The following is a 24,687-nucleotide window of genomic DNA, read 5'->3' on the forward strand; positions in this document are numbered from 1 at the left end:
CACACCGCGGAGCGTCCGGGAACGACGGAGGCCCCCGGCGCCGTCGCGGTGACGGTGCCGGGGGCCTCCGGAAGGTCCGACGGGACTCAGGCGGTCGTCTCGGGCCGCTTGGTCTCGGTCGCCTTGGTGACGTTCGTCGGGGTGACGGCCGGGCGGTCGGCCGGCTGCTGGGCGGTGCTCTGCGCGGTGCCCGCGGCCTCGGCCGGGGTGTCGTCCTCGCGCATCGCCTTCGTCTCCGCCTTCAGGATGCGCATCGACTTGCCGAGGCCGCGTGCCATCTCCGGCAGCTTCTTCGATCCGAACAGCAGGACTACGACCGCCAGCACCACCAAGATGTGCCAGGGCTCAAGACCGTTCCGCAGCATCCCTGGCCACCGGTCCCTTCTTGTCTAGAGTCACGGGAGGGCAAAGTGCCCGTCCGGCCAGTATGCCTGGCCCCGGTGCGGAACGGATACACCGGCCGGGAAACGCTGGCCGAAAAGCGGGTGCCGCTCAAGCGGACCGCGAGTGCCGCGGCCCCGGCCGGTGCGCCCCGGCCGGGGTGTCGTAGCTCACAGGGGCGGGGCTCAGTAGACGAAGGGGACGAGCCGCTTCGACTCCCGCCGGTACTGCGCGTACGCGGGGCCGAGGGCGGCCACCAGCAGGCGTTCCTCGGCGGCGATCCGCCAGCCGTAGGCGGCCAGCAGCAGCGCGAACACGACCGCGGTGGCCGGCCAGCTGCCCAGGCCGAGCGCGTAGCCCGTCCACACCAGCAGGCTGCCGCAGTAGCCGGGGTGGCGGATCAGCCGGTACGGGCCGGTGCGGACGACCTCCTGGGTGTCCACCGTGCGCAGGGTGCGGGTGTAGAAGCGGCCCAGGGTGCGCATGCCCCAGGCCCGCAGGGCCAGCCCGGCGGCGATCAGCGCGACGCCGAACCAGCGCGCCCACACGGGCAGTTCGCCGACCGACGCACGGTCGAGGAGGGCGATCACCAGGACGGAGGCGGCGTAGCAGGCGAGCAGCAGCCGGGTCGAGCCGCGGTCGCGGTCGTCCGCGTGCCAGCTGCCGGCGGCGGAGTCCTCGCGCCGGCGCAGCAGCAGCTCGTACCCGGCCCACGCGAGGACACCGAGGACGGAGAGCAGGCTCGGCAGGGACATGGTGGGGCTCCTGACGCTCGTGGACCACGGGCACGGGCCGCGGACGGCGGCCGCGTACCCACCACGGTCCTCCCGTCCGCTGGGCCCCGCACGGACCCGAGGGTGGACGTGCGGGCTTCCACCCCCGGGTGGAGCCTCAGTCCGTCCTCCGGGCCAGCAGGTAGCCGCGCCGGGTCGGGGCCTCCTCGGGCAGGCCCTCGCGCTCCAGCCGGGCCTCGACGGCGAACCCGGCGGCGGTGAGGTGCGCGACGACGGCGTCCGTCTGCAGGAAGTGGAAGTCCACGTCGACCTGGTGTCCCCACCACTCGTCCAGCCGCCGCACCTCGGTGCCCAGGTGGAACGAGAGCAGCAGGAAGCCGCCGGGCCGCAGCACCCGCCGCATCTCGGCGAACGCGGGCGCCAGCTCGCCGGGTTCGAGGTGGATCACCGAGTAGAGCGCCACCGCCGCCGCGAACTCGCCGTCCTCGGCGGGCAGGTCGAGCAGGTCACCGGTGCGGAAGGCGGCCTTCGGGTGCTCGCGGCGGGCCAGCTCCACCATGCGGGGGGAGAGGTCGATCCCGACGACCTCGGCGCCGTGCCCGGCGAGCCACCCCGCCACGTGCCCCGGCCCGCACCCGAGGTCCGCGACGACCCCGCCGGCGGCCTCCGCCACGACCACCCAGAGCAGGGCCCGGTCGACCGGCTTGTGCTCCAGCTCGTCCCCGATCCGAACGAGGTACTCCTCCGCCACCGTGTCGTAACTCCCGCGCACGCGGGTGTGATCAGCAACCATGGGCCCACCTTGGCACCCGGGACGGCGCTCGTGGGGCGCTTTCCGCAACCGGGAGAACGGCCGGTGACCCCCGCCCCGGCCCGGCTCGAACACGGCTGGTCCCCTCCACAACGGGCCGCCGCTTAGGGGTGTGGGCGCCGGCCGACGCAGGGCAGGGGCCAGCCTAAACGGTTCCTGGAACGGCGAGGAGCCCCCGCCCGGAGTGGGCGGGGGCTCCTGCTGACGCGCGTGGGCACCGGCCGGTGGGCTCAGCAGACCCCGGCGGTCTCCGGGGCGGCGGCCGGGGCGGCGGCCGGGAGGTGGCGCATCAGGCGGTAGGCCAGGACGGCGGCGCCGAGGGCGAAGACCAGGCCGACGACGGCCGCCACGTGCAGTCCGTCCGTGAAGGCGACCCGGGCGGTGTCCAGCAGGTCGGTGCCCAGCCGACCCGGGAGGTGTGCGGCGACGGTGACGGCGCCGCCGAGGGTGTCCTGGGCCGCCCGGGCGGCCTCGCCGTCCACGCCCGCCGGGAGGGCGCCGTCCAGCTGGTGGCGGTAGACCGCGGCGCCCGCCGCGCCGAGCAGCGCGATGCCGAGGGAGCTGCCGAGCTCGACGGCGGTCTCGGAGGTGGCCGAGGCGGCGCCGGCCCGCTCGGCGGGGGCCGCGGAGACGACCATCTCGGCGGTCGTCGTCATGGTGCCGACGGTCCCGGCGGCCAGCACGCCCGCCGCGGTCAGGACGAGGGCGAGCGGCGAGTCCGCGCCGACCTGCGTCATCATCGCGAAGCCCGCCGCGCCGATCACGAACCCGCCGCCCATCAGCACCGCCGGGCGGACCTTCCCGGCGAGCGCCGCGCCGAGGCCGACCGCCGCGCCGACGCCGACGCTCGGCACCAGGGACCAGAGCGAGGCGGTGAACGGGCTCATGCCCTTGACCAGCTGCAGGTACTGCGAGGTGAAGAGGGCGAAGCCCATCATCGCGAACATCGCGATGGTGTTGACGCTGATCGCCCCGCTGAAGGTGCGGATCCTGAACAGGCCGAGGTCGAGCAGCGGCTCGGCGGCGGTGCGCTGGCGCCACACGAACGCGGCGGCGAGCAGCAGTCCGGCCGGGACGGCGAGCGCGGGCAGCAGGCTCCAGCCGTCCACCGCGAGGGTCTTCACGCCGTAGACGAGCGGCAGGATCGCGGCCATCGAGAGCGCGGCGCCGAGCAGGTCGAAGCGGCCGGTGCGGGCGGTGGCGCGGTGCTCGGGGAGCAGTACGGGGGCGGCGACCAGCACGAGGGCCATCACCGGGACGGCGAGCAGGAACGCGGAGCCCCACCAGAAGTGGTCGAGCAGCAGGCCGCCGGCCACCGGGCCGAGCGTGGCGCCGGCGGTGAGGACGCCGCCCCACGCACCGAGCGCGGCCTGTCGCTGCTTGGAGTCGTGGAACATGGTGCGGATCAGCGCGAGCGTCGAGGGCATCACCGTGGCCCCGGCCGTGCCGAGGAGGGCCCGGGCGGCGATCAGCTGCCACGCGCTGTCGGCCCAGGCGGCCAGCAGCGAGGCGCCGATGAACCCGGCGGCGCCGATCACCAGCAGCCGGCGGCGGCCGATCCGGTCACCGAGCGCGCCCATCGTGATGAGCAGGCCGGCCAGCAGGAACGAGTACATGTCCATGATCCACAACTGCTGGGTGCCGCTGGGGGCGAGCGTCGTGGAGATGTAGGGGACGGCGAAGAAGAGCACGCCCATGTCCATGGCGAGGACGAGGGTCGGCAGCAGGAGGACGGCCAGGCCGAGCCATTCGCGACGGCCTGCGCGGCCGGTGGTTGCGGTCATGGGAAGTACCGTACGAGCGTTTCAGACGCCTGTCTAGTACGTATGTGTAAATCGAACGTGCGAGACTTTCGTGCCAGACGTCAGTGCAAGACATCTGTGCAGTCCTTCCGTAGGATCGGGGCCATGGGAAACCGCGAAGACCTCATGGCCGGCGCCAAGCGCTGCCTGTACGAGAAGGGCTACGGGCGCACCACCGCCCGGGACGTCGCCACCGCCTCGGGCGTGAGCCTGGCCGCCATCGGTTACCACTTCGGCTCGAAGGACGCGCTGCTCAACGCGGCGATGATCGAGGCGATCGGCGAGATGGGCATGGCCCTGGGCGCCGTGGTCAACGCCGCGAACGAGGCCACGGGCGACCCCGAGGAGCGCTTCGTCGCGGTGTGGGAGGGCCTCAAGGGCGTCTTCGAGGAGCACCGCGGCCTCTGGGCGGCCCAGTTCGAGGCGCTCGCCCAGGCCGCGCACGCGCCCGAGCTGGCGCGGGCGTTCTCGGAGGCGCAGAAGGAGGGCCGGCTCGGCCTGGCCGCGCTGTTCCAGGGGCTGCCCGAGGTGCCGGAGACCGAGGACGAGCTCGCCCGCGGCGCGTTCTACCAGACCCTCCTGGCCGGGTCCGTCGCCCAGTGGCTGGCCGCACCCGAACTCGCCCCGTCCGGGCGGGACTTCCTGCGCGGGCTGCGGCTGGTCGCGGCGAGCGTGCCGGAGCCCGTCACGCGCTGACCGCGCACTGACCGCGCGGCGGCCGTCAGGTCGTGACGACCGTCAGCAGCACCACCGAGTCCACGTGCGCCAGCAGCCCGTGCCGCTCCTGCGGAACGGGCGCCAGCTGGCCCGCCGACAGCTCCTGGTGCTGCCCGGCCACCGTCAGCGCGACCCGGCCGCGCAGCACCTGCACGCTGCCGGCAGCCGGCGGGGTGTGCTCGTCAAGCGCGGTGCCGCCGACCAGGGCGATCACGGTCTGCCGCAGCACTCCGTCGTGCAGCACGAGGTGGGCGCTGCGCCCGTGCGGGCTCTCGGCGGCCTTCGCGGCGTGCTCCACTGCGAGCTGTTCGAGATCGGGCATCGCGGCGTCCTCCTGCCTGTCAGCCCAGGTTGGCGGACGCGGCGGACTCGCGCACCCGGAGCCGTTCGGCGTGCGAGCCCAGCGCGATGCCCGCATCGTGGAGGTATGGCGACCAACGAGAGTTACCTCAGTGGGTTCCGGGTCAACCGCTCGATGCTGGCCGGCGGCGCGGTGCTCACCGGTGTCGGGGCCGTGCTCGGCGCGGCCGGGGCGGCGATGGTGTGCGCGGCGCTGGCCACCGCCGGCCGCGACTGGGTGCGCAGCCGGGAGATCCCGCCCACCGTCCTGGCCCAACGGGCACTGCGCGAGGCCCGGGTGGCCTCCTCCGCCGGCTGGCAGGCCTGGCGTGCCGAGCACAGCTCGCCGAACTGACGTGCACCCGTCCGGCGCGGCCGCCGCACCGGGGCGTACGGCGCACGGCGGGCCGCCGTGGGGGTGCGGCCCGCCGCGGTCGTGGGGCCCTACAGGCCGAGCGACTTGGCGATGATGCTGCGCATGACCTCGCTCGTGCCGCCGTAGATCCGGAAGACCCGGTTGTCGGTGTAGAGCCGGGCGATCGGGTACTCCAGGATGTAGCCGTAACCACCGTGCAGCTGGAGGCACCTGTCGATGACGGTGGACGCCGACTCGGTGCAGAACAGCTTCGCGGCGGCCGCGTCGGCGACGGTCAGCTCGCCCTGCTGGTAGAGCTCCAGGGCGCGGTCCACCATCGACTGCTGCGCCACCACCTGGGCCTCGCAGTCCGCCAGGGTGAACTTGGTGTTCTGGAACTCGGCGACGGCCTTGCCGAACACCTTCCGGTCCTTGACGTACTGCACCGCGAACCGCACCGCCGCCGCGGCCGCCGCGTAGGCGCCGACCGCGATCGCGAGCCGCTCCTGCACGAGGTTGTGGGTCAGGTAGGCGAAGGCCCGGCCCTCCTCGCCGAGCAGGTTCTCCACCGGCACCTTGACGTCGCTGAACGCCAGCTCGGCGGTGTCCGAGGTGCGCAGGCCGATCTTCTGCAGCTTGCGGCCGACGGTGTAGCCCTCGGAGTCCGTGTCCACGCAGAGGATGGAGAGCCCGGCCCGGCGGTTCTCCGGGTCGTACGGGGAGGTGCGGCAGACGACCAGGACGAGGTCGGCCAGCACGCCGCCGGTGATGAAGGTCTTGGCGCCGTTGAGGACGTAGTGGGTGCCGTCCTCGGACAGGCGCGCGTGGGTGGTGATGCCCGCGAGGTCGGAGCCGGCGCCGGGCTCGGTCATCGCGATCGCCGTCATGATGTCGCCCGAGACGAAGCCGGGCAGCCACCGCTGCTTCTGCTCCTCGGTGGCGTACTCCAGCAGGTACGGCAGCACCAGCCCGGTGTGCACCCCGGACGAGCCGAAGCTGACGCCCGCGCGGGCGGTCTCCTCGGCGATCACCGCCTGGTACTTGAAACCGCTCTCGCCGGCGCCGCCGTACTCCTCCGGCACCTCGATGCCGTAGACGCCGAGCGCGCCGAGCTTCCGGTAGAAGTCGCGCGGGGGGTGGCCGGCGGCCTCCCAGCTCTCGTAGACCGGGACGACCTCGTTGGCGATGAAGTCCCGGATGGTCTCCCGGAAGGCCTCGTGGTCCTCGGTGAACACGGTGCGGCGCACGCGGGCGCTCCCTTCGGTGGTGCCGGTCGCGGCTGAAGGTGCAGCTGAAGGTGCCAGGTGTTGCCTGGTGATGGCCCCACAAGTTAATCCCCGGTAGCTTCGGCTGTCCAGGGTCGGCGCGGCGCCGGACACCCGGTGGCCGCCGGGCGAGGGCCATGACAAGTGAATCCTTGCTAGCCTTCCCTCGGCGTTCCGGCCGGGCGCCGCGACGGCGGAGCAGTGCCGCGGCGGGACTGCGGGAGGGGCGGCAGCATGGTGGTCCGACGACCCCCGGGGCGGCGCGCCCAGATCCTCGCGGTGGCGGCCGACCGCTTCCACCGCAGCGGCTACCACCAGGTCTCGATGACCGAGGTCGCCGCCGGCGTCGGCATCACCGCGCCCGCCCTCTACCGGCACTTCCGCGGCAAGCCCGAACTCCTCGACCGCGCCGTCCGGCTCGGCCTGGACGCGCTCGCCGACGCACTGCGCGCCGCCGGTTCCACCGCCGATCTGGGCACCGCACTGGCCGCCGTCGCCGTCGGGCACCGGCCGCTCGGCACCCTCGTGCAGCGCGACGCCCGGTTGCTGCCCCCGGCCCGGCGGGCGGCGCTGCGCCGCGAACTGCGGGCGGACGTGGCCGCGATGAGCGCCGTCCTGCGCGCCGAGCGCCCGGAACTGCCGGAGCCGGACGTCGAGTTGCTCTGCTGGTCGGCGCTCTCGGCCTGCGCCGGGCTCTCCTACCAGTCGGCGGCGCCGCAGCCCCGGCGGGCCGAGGCGGTGCTGCGCGAGGTGGTCGCGGCCGTCCTCGCGGTGACCTTCGTCGCCGCCGGTCCCGGGAACGGCGACGGCGCCGCGCCTGCCGCCGCCCCCGTCCGGCAGCCCCGGCGCGAGGAACTGCTCGCGGCGGCCGTCCGGCTGTTCCACGAGCGCGGCTTCGACAACGTCAGCACCGACCAGCTCGGCGCCGCCGTCGGCATCTCGGGCCCCAGCGTCTACCGGCACTTCGACAGCAAGGCGCAGCTGCTGGCGGCCTCGCTGGTCCGCAGCCGCGAGCGCCTGTGGCACGAGGTGGAGGGCGCGATCTCGGCCGCGGCCGGGCCCGAGGATGCGCTCGCGGCCGGCCTGGCGGCGTACGTCGGCTTCGCGCGGCGCAACGGCGACTACCTGGGCGCGATGCTCAGCGAGACGGAACGGCTGGCCCCGCCCGACCGCCGCGTCGCGGTGGACTTCCGCCGGGACTTCCTGCGGACCTGGGTCGGCCTGCTGCGCCGGGTGCGGCCGCAGTACGACGCGGTGGAGGCCCGGATCCGCGTCCACGCGCTGTTCGCCCTGGTCAACGACGGGGTCCGGAACCGCCCCCACAGCGCCCGCCCGGACCTCGGCGACTGCCTCCTGAGCCTGGCCCGGGCCGTCCTCGGCGTGTCCTGAGGGGAGCGGGGGGAAAGGGGCCGGGCCGGCCGCCCGCCCCGCGCTGGTGGGGCGGGCGGCCGGCCCGTGTGGGGCGAGGCTGCGCCGAGGGCGGTGGACGCGGCCTAGTAGAGGACGTGCGGGTAGTACACGCGGGTGTCGAGGTTGCCGTTGCCCTGCAGGGCGCCGATGTTGCCGCCGTTGCCGGTCGCGGCGAGGCCGTTGTCCTGGTTGCTCGCGCCCGAACCGGTGGCCGTCTGCTGGGTGCTGACCACGTTGCCGTGGACGTTGCCGATGATGTTGTTCGAGCCGGTGTTGCTCACGACGCTGCTGTTGGAGTGCTGGTCCGCGCCGGCGGCGTTGTCGGCGTGCGCGGTGGCGGCACCGACGCCGACGAGGAGGAAGGCGCCGAAGGCGGTGACGGCGGCGGCTGCACGAATACGGGACACGCTGCTCTCCCTGAGCTGGACTTGCGAAATGTGGCGCGATCCGGAGTGGCCGCTCCGTGGCGCCGTTGCCTGACGTCGCGTGATCAGCATTCACCAGGGGAGCGGGCGAACTCCACCAAATGGGTGGCAATTCCCCCGATGGTGTCATCGTGCGGGCATTTCCGGTGGGTCGGCGGGCCCGCACATCTCCGGTCAAGTATTCGTGCGCGGTGGAGAGTTGGTGGATTGGTCGCATGGGGTCGGCAACACCGGCCGGTCAACACGGAGTTGACCATGCGTTGCCAGAAAGAAAGAAATGGTCGCCGGATAGTCGCACTGGCACACTGGGTTCCCATGTCTGAAGGTCTCCCGCCCGACCACGCCCCGGCCGAGGATCTGCGTACGACCGAGGTCGATCTCGGCGGCCTGGTGAACGTCCTCGCCACGCACCTGTACTCCACCCCGCTGGTCGCCCTGCGCGAACTCGTCCAGAACGCCCACGACTCGCACACCCGCCGCCTCCTGGAGGACCCGGACGGCGGCCATCGCCGGCTGATCCGGGTGCGCGGCGACGCCGTCCGCCGCACGGTCGCCGTCGAGGACACCGGGGCCGGCCTCACCGAGCCGGAGATCCACGCCTACCTCGCCACCGTCGGCACCGGCTACACCCGGATGCTGCGCGAACTCACCGGCGACCAGGACCTGATCGGTGCCTTCGGCCTCGGCTTCCTGTCCGCCTTCTCGGTGGCCGACGAGGTCGTCGTCACCACCACCTCCCACCGCGAACCCGGTCTCGGTCACCGCTACCGCAGCCGCGGCGGCCAGCAGTACCTCGTCGAACCGGTGCCCGCCCGGCCGCACCCCGGCACGGTCGTCGAGCTGACGCTCAAGGCCGAGCACGCCCACCTCGCCGACGAGGACGCCCTGCGCGAGGTGCTCGCCCGGTACTGCGTGCTGCTGCCGATCCCGGTCCTCGTCGGCGACGACGAGGACCCCGTCAACGCGGTCGACGTGCCCTGGCGCCACCCCTCCGACGGGGATCCGCACGAGGCCCGGATGCGCTTCGCCTCCGCCTTCGGCCGCCGCTTCGAACCGCTCACCGCCTTCCCGGTCGAGCCGGTCGACGGCGGCACCGACGCGGTCGGCCTCCTGTGGGTCCAGGACGGCGGCACCTACGGCAGCAGCGACAACCGAGACCTCTCCGTCTACCTGCGCGGCATGCTGCTCGCCGACGACGCCCGCGACCTCCTGCCCGGCTGGGCCGGGTTCATCGGAGGCGTCGTCGAGTCCAGCCGCCTCACCCCCACCGCCAGCCGCGAGGACCTCCAGCGCGACGAGCACTACCGCGCGCTCCAGCGGGCCCTCACCGACGCCATCGTCGACGGCCTCTACGAGACCGCCCGGCTGCGGCCCGCCGCCTGGCGCCGCATCCTCGCCCGGCACGGCCAGGACCTCCTGGGTGCCGCGCTCTGCGACGACCGGTTGTTCACGCTGCTCGCCGACGACGTCCCGGTACCCACCTCCCAGGGCGACCTGACCGCGGGCGCCCTGCGCGCAGCCGGAGGGGGCGCGGTGCACGTCGCGCTCGGCAGCGGCGGGGGCTTCGAGGAGATGCTCTACCGGGCGATGCGGGTGCCGATCGCCCGCGGCGAGCGGTACGCCGTCCTGCCGTTCCTGCGCCGCTACGCCCAGCTGCGCGGCTGCCGGCTGGTCGAGCTCGGCAGCGAGCAGGGCGACCGCTCGCTGTTCCGCGACCCGGAACGCCCGCTGCCCGCCGAAGAGGCGGCGTGGCTGGCCGGCGCGCTCGCCGACCCGGGCGAGCAGCTGGTGCCGGCCCGCTTCGACCCGCCCGGCCTGCCGCTGGTCCTGGTGCCGGACCGCGAGGCCGAGCTGAAGGCCCGGATCGAGGACGACCGGGCCGACGCCCGCATCCCGTCCGCCGCGCTGCGGCTCGCCCGGGCCTTCACCGCCCGCACCGACGGCGAGGTCCGGGCCCGGCTCTACCTCAACCTGTCCTGCCCGGCCGTGCGGGACCTGCTCGACGCGTACCGATCCGGGCACACCGGCAGCGCCACCGCGGCCGCGCTGCTCCGCTCGCTCAAGGTGATCATGGCGGCGGCCGGGCCCACCGGCTCCTCCGGCGGTGACCTCACCGCCGCGCTCGCCGGCGTCGGCACCGCCGTCTCCGCCCTGACCGCCGCCGTCCCGGTCGGCCCGGCGGACGTACCGGACAGCCCCGGAGCGCTGTCCGGCGACGCGTGACGGACCGGCCGGCCGGCCGACCGACCGCCGACCGGCCGGGTGTCAGTGGCGCCCGGCAGGCTCTTCATCAGCACGACGCAGGGGGACGAGGCATGACGACCGACATCTGGGCCTGGGTGCACGAGACCCACCGGCAGCTCGCCGACGCGGGCCACCAGCGCCTGGCCGAAGCCATCTACGCGCTGCCCGGCCACGCCAACGAGGGCCGCAACGACGAGCTCGACGCCGTCTTCCCGGAGGCGCTGGCCGCCGCCCGGGCGCTCGGCCTGCCCTGGGTCGAGGTCTACCTGCGGCACTGGCGGATGCAGAACCTGCTGAACAAGCGCCACCACGGCGAGCGGGCCCTGCCCGAGGTGGTCGACCTGCTGGAGTTCGCCCACCGGGAGGAGACGGCCGGATGCCCGCAGTCCGTCTGCGTGGTGCAGGACTTCGCGATCTGCCACGCCCGGGTGGACGGACCGGGCTACGCCTGCGAGCGGCTCGCCGTGCTCGGCGAGACGCTGGAGCGGATCGAGCCCGCCCGCTCCTGCTTCGACTGCCTGTCGCGCGAGTACTCCGACGCGCTGGAGGACGACGGCCGCGGCGAGGAGGCCCTGGCCCACCTCGACGCCGCCGGCGCCCGGATGCTGGCGGCCGGCCAGCGGCTCTCGCTGGAGTACCACCACTCCCGGGCCGGCACCCTGCTCCGGCTCGGCCGGTGCGAGGAGGTGCTGGGCCTGCTCGACACCGCCGAGCGCGCCGAACGCACCGCCGGGCGCGTCCTGGGCGAGAACGACCGGCTCTGGGGCGCCCTGCTGCGGGCCCACGCGCTCGCCACCCTCGGCCGCGCCGACGAGGCCCTCGCCCTGCTGCCCGCCCGCGACGACGCCGAGCGCCACGCCGACCTGCGCGAGCACTGGACCAGGACGGTCGAGCTGCTGGCCGCGGCCGGCGCCTGGGAGAACGACGCCGAACTCGGGGCCGTCCTGGCCGGCTGGGTCGGCCACCTCGACGGTGCCGGCGCCCACCGCCCGTGCGTCGACCTGCTCCTGGCGGCGGGTCGGCTCGCCGTCGCCCGCGGAGCCCGGACGGTGGCCCGCACGCTCGCCGCGACGGGCGAGCGTAAACTCACCAGCTTGCGCCGCACCGACGGCGTGGCCGCGCAGGTGGCCGGGCTGCGGGCCGCCGCCGAGGCGCTGCCGGAGCCCGTGCTGCCCGTCCCGCCGGGGGAGCTGACGGCACACCTCGCCGAGGCGGGGGTGCCCCACGAGACCGGCGCCGACCTGCTCTCCGTCGCCCTGGACCGGTACCGGGGTGAGCAGGCCGGCGCCACCGCCCTCGCGGCCGAACTGGCCGCCGTGCTCGGCCGGCTCGGCCACGCCCGGGCCGCCGCCGACCTGCTGTGGGAGCGGCTGGACGCCGACCCGGCCGACGCCGTGCTGCCCGGCCTGCTCGGCGCCGTGCTGATCGACGCCGGGGACGGCGAGGGCGTGCGCCGCCTCGCCGACCGGCTGGCCGCGACCAGCCCGGCCGACGGGCACTGGGTGCGCGCCCGCTGGGCCGCCGCCGAGGCCCGCTGGGCCGAGGTGGTCGAGCACTGCGCGGCGATCCTGGCCGAGCACCCGGACCGGATCAACACCCGCCGCCTCGCCGCCGGCGCCGCCACCGAACTGGGCGACCACGCGACCGCGCAGCGGCTGTACCAGGAACTCCTGGAGCACGCGCTGCCCGTCGAGGGCACTCCCGAGGAGGAGCTGCACCGGACGCTCCAGGAGCAGGACCTCTGGCACCTGATCACCGCGGCCACCGCCAACCGGGACTGGGCCGCGGTCCGCTCCACCGGCGCGCTGCTCGGCATCGACTTCGACGAGCCCGAGGGCCCGGTGGAGGAGGAGTGGCAGCTGGTCACCGTCCGCACCACCCGGACCAACGGCTCCACCGCCGACCTCCCCGCCCTGCGCACCGGCCCGGCCACCGCCAAGGTCCTCCCGGTCCTCGGGGACGACCTGACGCTCAACCACGGCGACGTCGTCGTCTTCGCCCCGGCCCTGCTGGAGCCCCCGCCGGGGGACGAGGCCCCCGAGGCGGAGCGGGTGCGGTGGCGGCCGGCGTTCGAGATGCTGACGCTGCTCGACCCGGCCGGGTACACGACCTACTGGATCGACGGCGGCTGGCCCGGCGACGAGGCGTGGTACGCCCTGCGGGACGGCCTGGGCGAGGCCGGCTACGCGGTGTGGGCGTACAGCGGGGAGCAGTACAGCATCACCGACCCGGCCGAGGAGGACGGCATGCTGCCCGGCATCTACGCGGCCCTCGGAGTGCCGCCGACGGCCTCCGCCGCCGAGGCCGACGCGCTGCTCCACCGGCTCACCGCCGCCTGGCCCCACCCCCTGGCCTGGCCCGCCCTGGCCGAGGCGGCGGGCGCCGACGTCGCCCACCACGAGGACATCGTCGAACGCTACGGCCTCTGACCCGGCCCGGAGGAACCTTCCTGTCGGCGCGTCCACCCGTGTCGGGGCCGTGCGCCGGCCCCGACACGGGAGCCTTCTCCGGCCGCGCCCCTGCCCGCCCCGAGCCCCCGCAGGGGCTCCCCGCCCCCGGACTCCCGACCAGGGAACCTTCTCCATCCAGATCGAGTCTTGGTAATTGCTTTACCATTTTATTGCCAAGACTCGATCTCAGGAGAGCCTCCGTGACCAGCACCGCCCTCGGCCCGTCCTGGCTCGATCCGACCAGCCTGATCTCCGCCTTCGGCCTGCTCGGCATCCTCGTCATCGTCTTCGCCGAGTCCGGCCTGCTGATCGGCTTCTTCCTGCCGGGCGACTCCCTGCTGTTCACCACCGGTCTGCTGGTGGCCGGCGGGACCTACCTGCACCAGCCGCTCTGGCTGGTCTGCGCCCTGGTCGTGGCCGCCGCCGTCGCGGGGGACCAGGTCGGCTACCTGTTCGGCCGCAAGGTGGGGCCGGGCCTGTTCCGCCGCCCCGACTCCCGGCTGTTCAAGCAGGAGAACGTCGAGAAGGCCGCCGCCTTCTTCGACCGGCACGGCCCCAAGGCGATCGTGCTGGCCCGCTTCGTGCCGATCGTCCGCACCTTCACCCCGATCGTGGCCGGGGTGAGCAGGATGAACTACCGCGCCTTCGTGGTCTTCAACGCGGTCGGCGGCGTGCTCTGGGGCGCCGGTGTCACCGTCCTCGGGTACTTCCTCGGTCGGATCCCCTTCGTCCGCGACAACATCGAGGCGATCCTGGTCGGGATCGTGCTGGTCTCGGTGATCCCGGTGGTGGTCGAACTGCTCCGGGCCCGCCGTTCCGGCGCGTCGGCGGGCAGCGGGCACCGCGCCGGGTAGGAGCCCGCGGCGCAGGTCACCCGACGCGACGTACATGTGCGTCCAGCTGTTCGATCAGGCAAGGTGTAACCGGAGATCGATCGGTGGCCCCGTGCCACCAGGGGTGGCGAGGAGCGGAAGTGCCGAAGCGGGGCCGACCGGGCGGCGGCAAGCGGGCGAGGGGAGGCCGGGCGGCCCGCGAGGCGCGGCGCACGCCCCCGGTCCAGCCGGTCCACCCCTCCGAGGCGCCGCCCACGGAGGGCCTGCTCGGCCACCCGGCCCCGGTCGTCGAGCCGACCACCGTCGTGCCGCTCGTCCCGCCCGTCCCCGAGACCAGGGGCCTGCTGACCCCGGAGCCCGTGGCTCCGCAGCCGCAGCTCTCGCCGTCGCTGGCACTGCCCTCGCGGTCGTCCGCCGCCCGGCAGGCGGACGAGACCCCGGACGCCGAGTCGACCACCTCGACCGCCTCCGCCCCGGCCGAAGCACGCCCGCGCCGCCGCTCGGTCGCCGAGGACACCCTCACGCCCGAGGAGTGGCGGGCCGCCGGCTACACCCCGCCCACGGGCATCCCCGTCCCGGAGCTGACCCCCGGCGCGCCCGGCGAGGCGCCCTGGCCGGACCGGATGCGCACGCTCCTGCGCACCCCGATGTCCGAGCGCCCCGCCTTCGAGCGGACGGCCCGCGAGCTGCACCCTTCGGCAGCGCGCAACGTCCCCCGCATCCTCGACCTGACGCTGCGCATCGGCGAGCTGCTGCTGGCGAGCGGTGAGGCCGCCGAGGACGTCGAGGCGGCGATGCTCGGCATCGCGCACGCCTACCGGCTGGACCACTGCGAGCCGCAGGTGACCTTCACCCTGATCGGCATCTCGCACCAGCCCTCGCTGGTCGAGCCGCCGATCACCGCGGACCGCGTGGTGCGCCGCCGCACCTCCGACTACACCCGGCTGAACGCGGTGTACGAGCTGGTCGCGGACATCACGGCGGAGCAGGTCACGGTCAACGACGCCTACCGCCGGCTCGCCGAGATCCGCCGCAACCGGCACCCGTACCCGGCCTGGCTGCTCGCCCTGACCACCGGTCTGCTGGCCGGCGCGGCGACCTTCCTGGTCGGCGGGCGGGTCGACGACAAGGGGTGGCTGGTCTTCGCGAGCGCGTTCATCGCGGCCGTGCTCGGCGACCGGCTGGCCTCCGCGCTGGCCCGGCGCCGGCTGCCGGAGTTCTACCAGTTCGTCGCCGCGGCGATGCCGGCCGCCGCCTCCGGGATCATCCTGTCCTTCAACGACTGGGGCCTGCGCGGATCGGTCGTGATCACCGGCGGCCTGTTCGCGCTGCTGCCCGGCCGGGCGCTGGTCGCCGCCGTCCAGGACGGCCTGACCGGCTTCTACATCACCGCCGCCGCCCGCCTCCTCGAAGTGATCTACCTGGTCGCGGGCATCGTGATCGGCGTGATGCTGATCCTCTACCTGGGCGTCGGCTTCGAGGCGAGGCTGCGGCCGGACGAGAGCCTGGCGGGGAGCAGCTACCCGCCGGTCCAGATGGTGGCGGCGCTCGTGCTGACCCTCGCGTTCGCGATGCTGCTGCAGACCGACCGCCGCACCCTCGCCCTGGTGACGGTCAACAGCGGCATCGGCTGGGCGAGCTACGGCGTGCTGGTCTACAACGGGGGCGTCTCCCCGATCGTGGCCACCGGCGTCGCGGCCGGCCTGGTGGGCCTCTTCGGCCAGCTGATGGCGCGTTACCGCAGCGGCTCGGCCCTGCCGTACGTGACGGCGGCCATCGGCCCGCTGATGCCCGGTTCGGCGCTCTACCTCGGGATGCTGGCCTTCGCCCAGGGGCACTCCAGCGCCGGGCTGGTGTCGATCACCCGGGCCGCCGCGATCGCGATGGCGCTGGCCATCGGGGTCAACCTCGGTGGCGAGATCGCCCGGTTGTTCATGAAGCTGCCCGTCGGCGCCGAGCGTCCTTCGCTGTACCCGGTCGTGCCCCGCCGGGCCGCCAAGCGCACCCGGGGCTTCTGACCGGCCGTTGGACGGGGTGTTGGGCCGGTGTTTGGCTCCGGGCCACGTCACGGCGGGCAGGACGCAGGACCAGGAACGAAGGTAAGACCCATGACGACACTGCTGGACAGCTACCGCGAGCACATCGTCGCCGCGCACAAACAACCGCTGTTCCTGCTGCTGGTCGGGTTCATCACCTCCTTCGTGTTCATCCGGTTCAGCGTGCGGATGATCCGGGCCCAGGTCAGGTGGTGGCCCGGCAACGTCACGCCCGGCGGCCTGCACATCCACCACATGGTGTTCGGCCTGGGTTTCCTGCTGGTCGGGGGGATCGGGGTGTTCGCCACCTACGGCGGCCGCCCGTGGATCGACGTGTTCGGACTGCTCTTCGGCATCGGCTGCGGTCTCGTGCTGGACGAGTTCGCGCTGATCCTGCACCTGGACGACGTGTACTGGGGGGAGCAGGGCCGCAAGTCGGTGGACGCGGTGATCTTCGGGATCCTGTTCACCGCCCTGCTGCTGGTCGGGTACGTGCCGCTCGGCGTGGTGCCCGGTCAGGAGACCCGCTGGGGGCTGATCACGGTGATCTCGGTCAACGCCCTGGCCTCGGTGATCACGCTGATCAAGGGCAAGCTGTGGACCGGCCTGCTCGGCATCATGGTCCCCGGCCTCTCCTGGATCGGTGCCATCCGGCTGGCCCGGCCGAGCAGCCCGTGGGCCCGCTGGCGGTACGCCACGCGCCCCCGCCGCCGGGCGCGGGCGCTCCGGCGCGAGCGGCTCCTCCACCGGCGCGCGGACCGGGCCCGCACCTGGCTCTTCGACCTGATCGCCGGCGCGCCGGACAAGGTCCCCGCCAACCACCCCGCGGCCCACCGGGTGGCCGAGCGGATGGCCGCCCGGGCCACCGCCCACCTGGACGCCCACGCCGCCCGGGCGCTGGCCAGGCGGTCGGCGCGGCTCGCCGACCGCCGCTCGGCCGCCGCCCACGCCGGGGGCACCGGTACCGCCGGGGCCGCCGGGGGCGCGCACGAGGGCCAGGCGTACGGCGCGTCGGGCGGCGGGGACGGGCGGGGCCGCGGCGCGCAGCAGCGCCGCAGGGCGGTCCGTGCCGGGCGCAGCCGGACGTACGCGGTGCGGCCGACCGGGCTGGAGCCCCGGCCCGAGCGCCACTCCTACCTGCGGACGCACACCCGCCGGATCCGCCGCTAGCGCCGTGCCACTCGTTCGTGCACCCCTTGCCTCCGGCGGAGTTGGGCGCCGATCGGATCATCCGATGCTCACCCGGGCGGCGGTGCGTATTCCGTGCGTGAACGACGACGGACTTGAGAACATGGGCAGTGAGTGACCGCTTCGTCACGCACCGGGCACATCGCCGGGCCGTCCGCCCGGCCTCCTCCCGCTCCTGCGCCGTCCGTCCGGCGGCGCGACCGGCAGGCGGCCCGTCCGACCGCGTGACCCGTCCGACCGCGACGCGTCCGACCCGCGACCCGTCCGGTCCGTGCCGAAGGGACGTCCCGTCGTGCGCAGGCTCCTGCCGACCCTCCTGCTCTCCCTCACCGCCGTGCTCGGGCTGCTGCCGGCCGCCCACGCCGCCAGGGCCGACCCGGAGCCGTACCCCTCCGCCGAGGACGTCGACCGGGCCAGGGCCGAAGCCGACCGCACGGCCGCCTCGGTCGGTGCCATCGAGGCCGGGCTGGCCGCCGCGCGGGTCGAGCTCGACCGGGCCGGGCGCGGCGCCGAGCAGGCCGTGGAGGCCTACAACGGTGCCCAGCTCGCGCTCACCCGGGCCCGCACCGAGGAGTCCGCCGCCGCGCAGCGGGCGGCCGCCGCCGAGACGGAGCGGGTCGCGGCCGCCGAGGACGCCGCCCAGCTCGCCGCCGAAACGTACCGGCAGGGCGCCGGCGCCGAACTTGCCGCGCTCAACGCCCTGCTCGGCGCGCGCGGGCCCCGTGAGCTCGGCGACCGTGCCACCGCGGTCGGCGTCGCCAGCGAGCGGACCCGCCAGATCCTCGACGCCGCCACCGCCACGGCCGCCGCCGCGGGCCGCGCCTCCGCCGCGGCCCGGGCCGCCGCCGAGGCCGCCGGGCGCGCCGCCGCCGAGGTCGGCGCCGCGCGGGGCCGGGCGGAGGAACGGCTGGCGGCGCAGCAGGGCGAGGTCCTCGCGATCGGCCGCCGTCGCGAGCGGCTGCTCGCCGACCTGGCCGCCGCCCGGCACACCACCGTCGAACTGGAGCGGCGGCGGCACGAGGCCCTGGAGGCGACCGCCGCCCGCGAGGCCGAGGCCGCCGCCCGGGCCGCGGCCGAGAAGGCGGCGGCCGAACAGGCCGCGGCGGAGGCGGCCGCCGCTGCGGCCCAGGCGACCCCCGCGGCACCGCCGGCCCGTCCGTGGTCCGCCGAGGGCGCGGCGGCGGCCGTCGCCTTCGCCCGCTCGAAGATCGGCCTGCCCTACATCTGGGGCGGCGAGGGCCCGGCCGGCTACGACTGCTCGGGGCTGACGATGATGGCCTGGCGCGAGGGCGGCCGACAGCTCAACCACTTCGCCGCCGACCAGTACGCCCAGAGCACCCCCATCGGCTACCGCGACCTGCGCCCCGGCGACCTCGTCTTCTGGACCGACACCGGCCGGGCCGCCGACATCCACCACGTCGGCCTCTACATCGGGGACGACCAGATGATCGAGGCCCCGCGCGTCGGCATGCCGGTCAAGCAGGCCAGCCTCTGGATCATGGGCACCCCCGACTTCTACGCCCGCCCGTAGCCGGCTGCGCAGGAGCGGCCCACCGGCCCGGCCGGCGGAGGGGCGGTGGTTCCTCCCGCCGGGTGCGGGCCGGCACGCCGGCGCGTCGGCTCGTGTACGGATCGGGCACGGATAAATGAGATGCCGTCATCCGGGCCCGGTCGTACCGTGGCCCCATGGGCAACACGACCGACGAAGGGGCCGTCGAGACGGTCAACGGGATTGAGATCCGCGCGATTTCCGAGGACGAGGTCGCCGCGTGGGACCGCGCGCTCGCCCTCGGCTTCCTGCGCTCGCACGTGGAGAGCGCCGCCGACTTCCGACGCCTGCAGTGGCGGCCGGGGCGGGTGCTCGGCGGCTTCGACGAGGGCCGCTGCGTCGCCACCTTCCGCAGCTTCGACGTCGAGCTGACGGTCCCGGGCGGCGCGACCGTCCGGGCCGACGCCGTCACCGCCGTCACGGTCAGTGCCACCCACCGCCGCCGCGGCCTGCTCAGCGCCATGATGCGGCGGGACTTGACCGCCGCGCGCGGGCGCGGTTCGGCGGTCGCCGTGCTGATCGCCGCCGAGTACAACATCTACGGCCGCTACGGCTTCGGCCCGGCCACCCGGGGCCACGGCTGGAACGTCGACCTCAACCGCACCCGGGGCCTGCGCGAGGGCCTGCCCACCGTCCCGGGCGGGCGGATCGACTTCGTCACCATGGAGGAGATCCGCAAGATCGGGCCCGAGCTCCACGACCGCTGGCGGCTCACCCAGCCCGGCGCGCTCGCCCGCGACGAGCTGTGGTGGAAGCGCAACACCGGCGAGATCAAGGTGCCGGGCTTCGAGTTCAAGGAGCCGTTCGTCGCCGTCCACCGGGACGCCGGGGGCACCGTCACCGGTGCGGCGGCCTACCGGGTCGACGACACCTGGGACGGCAGCTACCCGAACTGCACGCTCACCGTGGTCGACTTCCTCGCCCTCGACCGGGCGACGGCGGCCGAGCTGTGGCGGTTCGTGCTCTCCGTCGACTGGGTGCGCAAGGTCGTCGTCGAGAACATCGGCCCGGACGACCCGCTGCCGCTGCTCCTCCAGGATCCGCGCGCCGCCACCCCGTACGTGGACAACGCCGACTTCACCTGGCTGCGGGTGCTCGACGTCGAGGCGGCCTTCAACGCCCGTACGTACGGCGCGCCCGGGCGCGTGGTGCTGGAGGTCGAGGACGGGCTCGGCTTCGCGGCCGGCCGTTGGGCGATCGAGGTCGCCGCCGACGGCACCGGCCGCTGCACGCCGACCGACGACGCGGCCGATCTCGCCCTCGGCGCCTGCGAGTTGGGCGCGCTCTACCTGGGCGGCGAGACGCTCCCGCGGCTGGCCGCGGCCGGTCTCGTCACCGAGCTGCGCCCGGGCGCGGCCGCCGCGGCCGACTTGCTGCTGCGCACCCCGCTGCTGGCCTGGAACCCGGACAGCTTCTGAGCGGTCCGGGCGATCCGGGACCCGGCCCGCCTGCGAGTGGGCCGGGTCCCGGCATTCCCAAGTGACTTGCGCGGAGCCCTACTTGATGGCGGTCTTCCCGATGGTGGGCAGGATGAAGTCCTGGATGAGGCCCTTGGCGTCGCGGACGATCGGCCGGAACACCCGGTAGCGCGAGAGGTTGATCACCCGGGCCGCCATGGGGGTGGAGCGGCGGACGAACTCCCGGGTCCGCTCGGTGTCATCGGTCCGGTCGAAGACCCAGTAGAGGACCACGACCATGAGGTGCAGCCAGAGCACGTCGGGCAGCAGCTCGACCAGCTCGGCGTCCAGCTTCGGCGCCAGTTCCGAGCCCTGCAGCACGTCACGGAACAGTGCCACCGCGGTCGCCCGCGCCGGGTGCGACTCGTTGGAGAACGGGCTCAGCGAGCTGGTCGGGTCGGCGGCCGTCCGGAAGAACTGCGCGGCGAACTCGTGGTACGGCGCGGCCGTGTCGAGCCAGGAGGCCAGCGCGATCTCCAGGCGCTCGGCGAAGTCCCGCGTATGGGCCATGCGGTTCCGGGCGTCCGCCGCATGATCGTAGGTCATCCGGTCGTAGAACCCTTGAATCAGGAATTCCTTCGCCGCGAAGTAGTAATAAGCGTTTCCGACCGAGACCCCCGCCTCGGCGGCGATGGCCCGCATGGTGGTCTTCTCGTAGCCGCGCTCCTGGAAGAGGCGCATCGCGGTCTCCAGGATCAGTGCCCTGGTGGCCTCGCTCTTGTCCGTCTTCGGCTGGGCGCGGCTGCCCCGCGACTCGGCGGGTGGTGCGGCGGCCGCCGCCGGGGCTGGCGCCGTCTCCTCCGTGCCGTCGGGGACTCCTGCTCCGGTCGTCCCGTCCGGTTCGTTGCTCGCTTCCAGGTCTGCCACGCCACGAGCCTAGCCGGAGACCAGGTTCCACCCGGTGTCGGTGCACGCGGCACCGGATGCCCCCTCCGCATCCGGTGCCGCCGCTCCGCCCCCGCTCATTTCGAACGCGTTCAAAAGCATGCCCGAACTGTAGCGGGCAGGATTGAACATGTTCAACTCTGGGGGTGTGGGAGGCTCGTCACATGATCGGTTCCGAGCAGACCACCATCCGGCGCGGCGGGGCGGACGACGCGGGTGCCGTCGCGGACCTCCACGCGCTCAGCTGGCGCACGGCGTACCGGGGGATCGTCCCCGCCGAGGCGCTCGGGGACGGGCTGGCCGCGCAGCGCCGCGAGCTGTGGGAGCTGCGGCTGACCGTCGACTACGGCGGCCCGGACAACACGCCCGCGCTGCTGATCGCCGAACGGGCCGGCGAGGTCGTCGGGTTCGCCTACCTCGTGCCGCAGCCGGACGGCCGGGTGCTGCTCGACAACCTGCACGTCCGGCCCGGCAGCACCGGCGGCGGCATCGGCCGCGCCCTGCTGGCCGAGGCGCGCGCACACGTCGCCGCACGCCACCCGGGGGCCGCGCTGTACCTGGAGGTGCTGCGGGACAACACCCGTGCGGTCGCCTTCTACGAACGCGAGGGCGGCCGGCGGACGGCCGAGCAGGAGGGCGTGTTCCCGGGCGGCCACGTGCTGCCCGAGTGCGAGTACACCTGGCCGGCCGATGCGCACCGCGTGGACGACCCCGAGGCCGCTCAGTAGTCGTACACCGTCACCGCCACCCCCCGCTCCACGAGCCGCGCCCGCACCAGCGGTTCGACCCGCTCCCAGCGCCCGCCCGCAAGCCCGCAGCCGATCCTCGGCATGTGGACGGAGGCGCCCAGTTCGGCCGCCCGCTCGCCCAGGGCGGACAGCGCGGTGTCGATGGCCTCGTACCGCACCGGCACCCCGGTGGAGCGCCCGGTCCGGATGCCGCGCTGGCCGACCATGTTGGCGACCCAGACGTACGGCTCGACCTGCACCAGCTGGAGCGCGCCGAGCCCGAAGTCGTTCTTCGCACGCTCCCGGTGCCAGCGGCGGAACTCCGCCTCCGGCTCGCGCCAGCGCTTCGACAGGGCGAGGACGAACCCCTTGCCCCAGCCGCCGAGGTCGTTGCAGACGTGCGCGATCACCTTGACGCCCTTGGCCTGGGGCGCGGTGGCGTCGCCGCGGACGTACGTGATGGTCGACATGTCCGAACGCTAGCTCGCCGCACCGACGGTCCGTTCGGAATTTTCCGCCGCACCGGCCCGGCCGCCGGGCCGCGCCAGGTGGCGCCGCCCGGCGAGCGCGACCAGCAGGGCGAGCCCGGCCGCACCGGCCGGCAGTGCGTAGCCGGTGCCGGGCGGGGCGTGCTCGGCGACCGTCCCGGCGATCGCCGCGCCCGCCGAGATGCCGATCACGATGCCGGACACCGCCACCGCCATGCCCTCGTTCAACTGCCGCTGCGGGAGCAGCTCCTGGACGAGGGTCATGCCCGTCACCATGGTCGGCGCGGTGCCGGTGCCGGCCGCGAACAGCGCGAGCCCGAGCAGGCCGAACCCGGCCCCGCCCAGCCCGGCGGCGAGCGGCAGGAGCAGCAGCGCCGCCATCGTGGCGATCCCGCGCAGGAAGCGCGCGCCCGGTGCCGAGCGCGGCGCCAGCAGCCCGAAGAGCAGTCCGGCCGCGCAGGATCCGGCCGCCACGAGGGCCAGCAGCCCGCCCGCGACCGGCTTGTGGCCGAGCGCGTCGGCGTACGCGACCGTGGTGATCTCCGTGGAGCCGAACACCGCCCCGGTGGCGAGGAAGGTCAGCACGAGGACGCGCAGTCCGGGCGCGCGCAGCGGGGAGCCGTGACGGAGTGCGGCCGGGCCCCTGGCCGCCAGGGGCGGCTCGGTGTGCCGTTGGGCGGCGAACAGCAGGGTGCCGCTGGTGCCGAGCGTCCCGGCGGTGAGCAGCCCCGCCTCGGGTGCGACGGTCGTGCAGAGCAGCATGCCGAGGACCGGCCCGGCCATGAAGCAGAGCTCGTCCAGCGCTTGTTCGAGGGAGTTGGCCACGTGCCGGGCGGCGGGGTCGTCCCGGTGCAGGTGCGCCCAGCGGGCGCGGGCCATGCCGCCGAGGTTGGGTGCCGCGGCGCAGGCCGCCCAGCAGGCGTAGAGGGTCCAGTCGGGCGCGCCGAGGCGGACGCAGAGCACCAGACCGAGCAGCGGCACGGCGTTGTACAGCGTCGCCGGGACGGCCACCCGTGCCTGCCCGTAGCGGTCGACCAGCCGACCGATCAGCGGCATCCCGATCGCGCCGGTGGCGAGCCCGGCCGCCGCGACGGTGCCGGCGAGCCCGTAGGAGCCGCGCCGCTCGGCGATCAGCACCACGAGCGAGACGCCGGTCATCGAGAACGCGAGCCGGCCCAGCAGCCCGGCCAGGGTGAACGCGGCGGCACCGGGGGCGGAGAACAGACGCCGGTACGAGGCGAGGACGGACGGGCCGGGGGTGGACGCGAAAAGGGCGCGCGAGGCCATGGGGCTCCTGGGGAGTCGTGGGGGATCGCCCTCAGCCTCGCCCCGCGTCCCGTCCGCGGTCCAACACCTGTTCCGTCGCACTCACAACACGGTGTTGTTAATCTGCCGCCATGCCCGTCGACCTGCACCCCCGCCTGCTGCGAGGCTTCGTCGCGACCGCCGAGACACTCCACTTCGGCCGGGCCGCCGGCCTGCTGCACGTGGCGCAGCAGGCGCTCAGCCGGGACGTCCGCACCCTGGAGCGGCTGCTCGGCGACGCGCTGTTCACCCGCACCACCCGCAGCGTCGAACTCACCCCGGCCGGGCGGCGGTTGCTGCCGCAGGCCCGCCAACTCCTGGCCCTGCACGACGAGATCGTTGCCGGCGCCGCCGAACGGCCGCTCCTGCTCGACCTCAACAGCGACGTCACCGGCCCCGACCTGACCGCCGACCGGGTCCTGGCCCGCGCCCGCGCCGCCCGCCCGGAGGGGGAGCTGCTGGCCCGCTTCCACGGCGGTCTCGCGGCGGCCGCCGGCGAGCTGCTCGCCCACCGGCTGGACGTGTCCTTCGGCCGCTTCGCCGGGCTCCCGGCCGTGCTGCGCGGTCAACTCGACCAGATCCCGGTCCGGTTGGAGCACGTCTCGGTGATGATGGCGGACACCCACCCGCTGGCCGGCCGCCCGGTGCTGCGCCTGGCCGACCTGGCCGGGCACCCCGTGGACATCTGCGCCGGCAACCCGGCCACCACCGAGTGGACCGACCTCGGCGCCCGCCTGCTGCGCGAGCACGGCCTGGCGGCGGCGGCCCCGTACGTGCCGCCGGTGGGCGTGGACGAGACCGCCCGCTACCTGGCGCGGCACGGCGACGCGATGCTGACCACGGTCGGCGGCCCGCGCATCCCGGGTGCGGTGAACGTGCCGCTGGTCGAGCCGGTGCCGCTCTGCCTGGTCAGTCTGGTGCACCGGCCGGGCCTGCGGCACGCCGGCCTGACGGCGCTGGCCGGTGCCGCCTCCGCGCTCGGCGCGGCCGAGGGCTGGCTGCGCCGCCCGCCGGGCAGTTGGCTGCCGTCGCCGGACGCGGCACTGTTGCCCGGCTGAGGCCCGGTGCGGCGGTCCGACGCATCGCGGAATGCTCTGCGCCCCACGGCTGTTGGGTGCGGGAACGACACACCGCCCCTGCCGTTCGGGGGTCGGCAGGGGCGGTGCGGTTCCGGTCGCGCGGCCGCGGCCGATCGAGGCGGAGAACATCTTCGAGGGCAAGACCTTCGGCGTCGGTGACGGCTCGCTGCGCAACCCGGGCTACTGGAAGTACCTCACCAACCCGT

The 24,687-nt window shown here is 74.7% G+C and carries 22 protein-coding genes and 1 pseudogene; 13 read left to right on the top strand and 10 right to left on the bottom strand.

Annotated features, from left to right (window positions below; translation table 11 throughout):
- Window positions 1-86: 86 nt before the first annotated feature.
- The 4 genes from tatA to AB0C76_RS17320 all read right to left on the bottom strand — a co-directional run bounded on the left by tatA (window position 87) and on the right by AB0C76_RS17320 (window position 3,710).
- The gene (gene tatA / locus AB0C76_RS17305) at window positions 87-365 is read right to left on the bottom strand and encodes a Sec-independent protein translocase subunit TatA (protein ID WP_359965366.1); all 279 of its coding nucleotides are present in this window, start codon (window positions 363-365) and stop codon (window positions 87-89) included.
- Between the two features lie 201 nt (window positions 366-566).
- Complete coding sequence (locus AB0C76_RS17310; protein WP_359965368.1) at window positions 567-1,136, bottom strand: isoprenylcysteine carboxylmethyltransferase family protein; 570 nt, start codon at window positions 1,134-1,136, stop codon at window positions 567-569.
- A 136-nt stretch (window positions 1,137-1,272) separates the two neighbouring features.
- Window positions 1,273-1,908 (bottom strand): methyltransferase domain-containing protein, encoded by a 636-nt coding sequence (locus AB0C76_RS17315; protein ID WP_359965370.1) that lies wholly within the window; start codon window positions 1,906-1,908, stop codon window positions 1,273-1,275.
- A 248-nt stretch (window positions 1,909-2,156) separates the two neighbouring features.
- Window positions 2,157-3,710 (bottom strand): MFS transporter, encoded by a 1,554-nt coding sequence (locus tag AB0C76_RS17320; protein WP_359965372.1) that lies wholly within the window; start codon window positions 3,708-3,710, stop codon window positions 2,157-2,159.
- 123 nt (window positions 3,711-3,833) lie between these two features.
- Between AB0C76_RS17320 and AB0C76_RS17325 the strand changes: the two genes are divergently transcribed.
- Entirely contained in the window at window positions 3,834-4,424 is a 591-nt protein-coding gene (locus tag AB0C76_RS17325) for a TetR/AcrR family transcriptional regulator (RefSeq protein ID WP_359965374.1), read from the top strand.
- Window positions 4,425-4,449: 25 nt separating this feature from the next.
- Here AB0C76_RS17325 and AB0C76_RS17330 read toward each other — a convergent pair whose 3' ends face one another.
- The gene (locus tag AB0C76_RS17330) at window positions 4,450-4,767 is read right to left on the bottom strand and encodes a cupin (RefSeq protein WP_359965376.1); all 318 of its coding nucleotides are present in this window, start codon (window positions 4,765-4,767) and stop codon (window positions 4,450-4,452) included.
- Between the two features lie 105 nt (window positions 4,768-4,872).
- Here AB0C76_RS17330 and AB0C76_RS17335 point away from each other — a divergent pair, with 105 nt between their 5' ends.
- Window positions 4,873-5,139, top strand: a complete 267-nt coding sequence (locus AB0C76_RS17335; protein ID WP_359965378.1) for a hypothetical protein — start codon at window positions 4,873-4,875, stop codon at window positions 5,137-5,139.
- Between the two features lie 89 nt (window positions 5,140-5,228).
- Here AB0C76_RS17335 and AB0C76_RS17340 read toward each other — a convergent pair whose 3' ends face one another.
- A complete protein-coding gene (locus AB0C76_RS17340; RefSeq protein WP_359965380.1) occupies window positions 5,229-6,386 on the bottom strand; it encodes an acyl-CoA dehydrogenase family protein in 1,158 nt (385 codons plus the stop codon).
- Between the two features lie 252 nt (window positions 6,387-6,638).
- Here AB0C76_RS17340 and AB0C76_RS17345 point away from each other — a divergent pair, with 252 nt between their 5' ends.
- A complete protein-coding gene (locus tag AB0C76_RS17345; RefSeq protein WP_359965382.1) occupies window positions 6,639-7,793 on the top strand; it encodes a TetR/AcrR family transcriptional regulator in 1,155 nt (384 codons plus the stop codon).
- Between the two features lie 104 nt (window positions 7,794-7,897).
- Here AB0C76_RS17345 and AB0C76_RS17350 read toward each other — a convergent pair whose 3' ends face one another.
- A complete protein-coding gene (locus AB0C76_RS17350) occupies window positions 7,898-8,221 on the bottom strand; it encodes a hypothetical protein (protein WP_359965384.1) in 324 nt (107 codons plus the stop codon).
- 333 nt (window positions 8,222-8,554) lie between these two features.
- Between AB0C76_RS17350 and AB0C76_RS17355 the strand changes: the two genes are divergently transcribed.
- From AB0C76_RS17355 to AB0C76_RS17385, 7 genes are all read left to right on the top strand, one after another.
- A complete protein-coding gene (locus AB0C76_RS17355; protein WP_359965386.1) occupies window positions 8,555-10,462 on the top strand; it encodes an ATP-binding protein in 1,908 nt (635 codons plus the stop codon).
- 92 nt (window positions 10,463-10,554) lie between these two features.
- Window positions 10,555-12,912 carry a hypothetical protein gene (locus AB0C76_RS17360; RefSeq protein ID WP_359965388.1) on the top strand — a complete coding sequence of 786 codons (2,358 nt, stop codon included), beginning with the start codon at window positions 10,555-10,557 and terminating at the stop codon, window positions 12,910-12,912.
- A 221-nt stretch (window positions 12,913-13,133) separates the two neighbouring features.
- Window positions 13,134-13,787, top strand: coding sequence for a VTT domain-containing protein (locus AB0C76_RS17365; protein WP_359965390.1), 654 nt, complete (start codon window positions 13,134-13,136; stop codon window positions 13,785-13,787).
- A 119-nt stretch (window positions 13,788-13,906) separates the two neighbouring features.
- The gene (locus AB0C76_RS17370; protein ID WP_359965392.1) at window positions 13,907-15,784 is read left to right on the top strand and encodes a threonine/serine exporter family protein; all 1,878 of its coding nucleotides are present in this window, start codon (window positions 13,907-13,909) and stop codon (window positions 15,782-15,784) included.
- 90 nt (window positions 15,785-15,874) lie between these two features.
- Window positions 15,875-16,972, top strand: coding sequence for a hypothetical protein (locus AB0C76_RS17375; protein ID WP_359965394.1), 1,098 nt, complete (start codon window positions 15,875-15,877; stop codon window positions 16,970-16,972).
- A gap of 310 nt (window positions 16,973-17,282) precedes the next feature.
- Window positions 17,283-18,521: a C40 family peptidase gene (locus AB0C76_RS17380; protein WP_359965396.1), complete on the top strand. Its 1,239-nt coding sequence runs from the start codon at window positions 17,283-17,285 to the stop codon at window positions 18,519-18,521.
- A gap of 155 nt (window positions 18,522-18,676) precedes the next feature.
- On the top strand, window positions 18,677-19,957 hold the full coding sequence (locus AB0C76_RS17385; RefSeq protein ID WP_359965398.1) for a GNAT family N-acetyltransferase: 1,281 nt from the start codon (window positions 18,677-18,679) through the stop codon (window positions 19,955-19,957).
- 78 nt (window positions 19,958-20,035) lie between these two features.
- Here AB0C76_RS17385 and AB0C76_RS17390 read toward each other — a convergent pair whose 3' ends face one another.
- Window positions 20,036-20,863 (bottom strand): TetR family transcriptional regulator, encoded by an 828-nt coding sequence (locus tag AB0C76_RS17390; RefSeq protein WP_359965400.1) that lies wholly within the window; start codon window positions 20,861-20,863, stop codon window positions 20,036-20,038.
- A gap of 182 nt (window positions 20,864-21,045) precedes the next feature.
- On the opposite strand from AB0C76_RS17390, the gene AB0C76_RS17395 reads away from it, so the two are divergent.
- Window positions 21,046-21,609, top strand: a complete 564-nt coding sequence (locus AB0C76_RS17395) for a GNAT family N-acetyltransferase (protein WP_359965402.1) — start codon at window positions 21,046-21,048, stop codon at window positions 21,607-21,609.
- Here AB0C76_RS17395 and AB0C76_RS17400 read toward each other — a convergent pair.
- Window positions 21,603-22,079 (bottom strand): macro domain-containing protein, encoded by a 477-nt coding sequence (locus AB0C76_RS17400; protein ID WP_359965404.1) that lies wholly within the window; start codon window positions 22,077-22,079, stop codon window positions 21,603-21,605. The genes AB0C76_RS17395 and AB0C76_RS17400 overlap by 7 nt on opposite strands.
- Before the next feature lie 9 nt (window positions 22,080-22,088).
- Entirely contained in the window at window positions 22,089-23,384 is a 1,296-nt protein-coding gene (locus AB0C76_RS17405) for an MFS transporter (RefSeq protein WP_359965407.1), read from the bottom strand.
- A 110-nt stretch (window positions 23,385-23,494) separates the two neighbouring features.
- Between AB0C76_RS17405 and AB0C76_RS17410 the strand changes: the two genes are divergently transcribed.
- The gene (locus AB0C76_RS17410; RefSeq protein ID WP_359965410.1) at window positions 23,495-24,460 is read left to right on the top strand and encodes a LysR family transcriptional regulator; all 966 of its coding nucleotides are present in this window, start codon (window positions 23,495-23,497) and stop codon (window positions 24,458-24,460) included.
- A 31-nt stretch (window positions 24,461-24,491) separates the two neighbouring features.
- Window positions 24,492-24,687, top strand: a pseudogene (locus AB0C76_RS17415) (hypothetical protein); the annotation flags it as partial.

This window comes from Kitasatospora sp. NPDC048722 (assembly GCF_040650235.1).
Taxonomy (GTDB): Bacteria; Actinomycetota; Actinomycetes; order Streptomycetales; family Streptomycetaceae; genus Kitasatospora.

Bases quoted from the DNA above. Each gene is read 5' to 3' on its own strand.
- AB0C76_RS17405 (WP_359965407.1), bottom strand. From the start codon at position 23,384: ATGGCCTCGCGCGCCCTTTTCGCGTCCACCCCCGGCCCGTCCGTCCTC.
- tatA (WP_359965366.1), bottom strand. From the start codon at position 365: ATGCTGCGGAACGGTCTTGAGCCCTGGCACATCTTGGTGGTGCTGGCG.
- AB0C76_RS17345 (WP_359965382.1), top strand. From the start codon at position 6,639: ATGGTGGTCCGACGACCCCCGGGGCGGCGCGCCCAGATCCTCGCGGTG.
- AB0C76_RS17395 (WP_359965402.1), top strand. From the start codon at position 21,046: ATGATCGGTTCCGAGCAGACCACCATCCGGCGCGGCGGGGCGGACGAC.
- AB0C76_RS17375 (WP_359965394.1), top strand. From the start codon at position 15,875: ATGACGACACTGCTGGACAGCTACCGCGAGCACATCGTCGCCGCGCAC.
- AB0C76_RS17410 (WP_359965410.1), top strand. From the start codon at position 23,495: ATGCCCGTCGACCTGCACCCCCGCCTGCTGCGAGGCTTCGTCGCGACC.
- AB0C76_RS17320 (WP_359965372.1), bottom strand. From the start codon at position 3,710: ATGACCGCAACCACCGGCCGCGCAGGCCGTCGCGAATGGCTCGGCCTG.
- AB0C76_RS17315 (WP_359965370.1), bottom strand. From the start codon at position 1,908: ATGGTTGCTGATCACACCCGCGTGCGCGGGAGTTACGACACGGTGGCG.
- AB0C76_RS17400 (WP_359965404.1), bottom strand. From the start codon at position 22,079: ATGTCGACCATCACGTACGTCCGCGGCGACGCCACCGCGCCCCAGGCC.
- AB0C76_RS17355 (WP_359965386.1), top strand. From the start codon at position 8,555: ATGTCTGAAGGTCTCCCGCCCGACCACGCCCCGGCCGAGGATCTGCGT.
- AB0C76_RS17310 (WP_359965368.1), bottom strand. From the start codon at position 1,136: ATGTCCCTGCCGAGCCTGCTCTCCGTCCTCGGTGTCCTCGCGTGGGCC.
- AB0C76_RS17360 (WP_359965388.1), top strand. From the start codon at position 10,555: ATGACGACCGACATCTGGGCCTGGGTGCACGAGACCCACCGGCAGCTC.
- AB0C76_RS17330 (WP_359965376.1), bottom strand. From the start codon at position 4,767: ATGCCCGATCTCGAACAGCTCGCAGTGGAGCACGCCGCGAAGGCCGCC.
- AB0C76_RS17335 (WP_359965378.1), top strand. From the start codon at position 4,873: ATGGCGACCAACGAGAGTTACCTCAGTGGGTTCCGGGTCAACCGCTCG.
- AB0C76_RS17385 (WP_359965398.1), top strand. From the start codon at position 18,677: ATGGGCAACACGACCGACGAAGGGGCCGTCGAGACGGTCAACGGGATT.
- AB0C76_RS17325 (WP_359965374.1), top strand. From the start codon at position 3,834: ATGGGAAACCGCGAAGACCTCATGGCCGGCGCCAAGCGCTGCCTGTAC.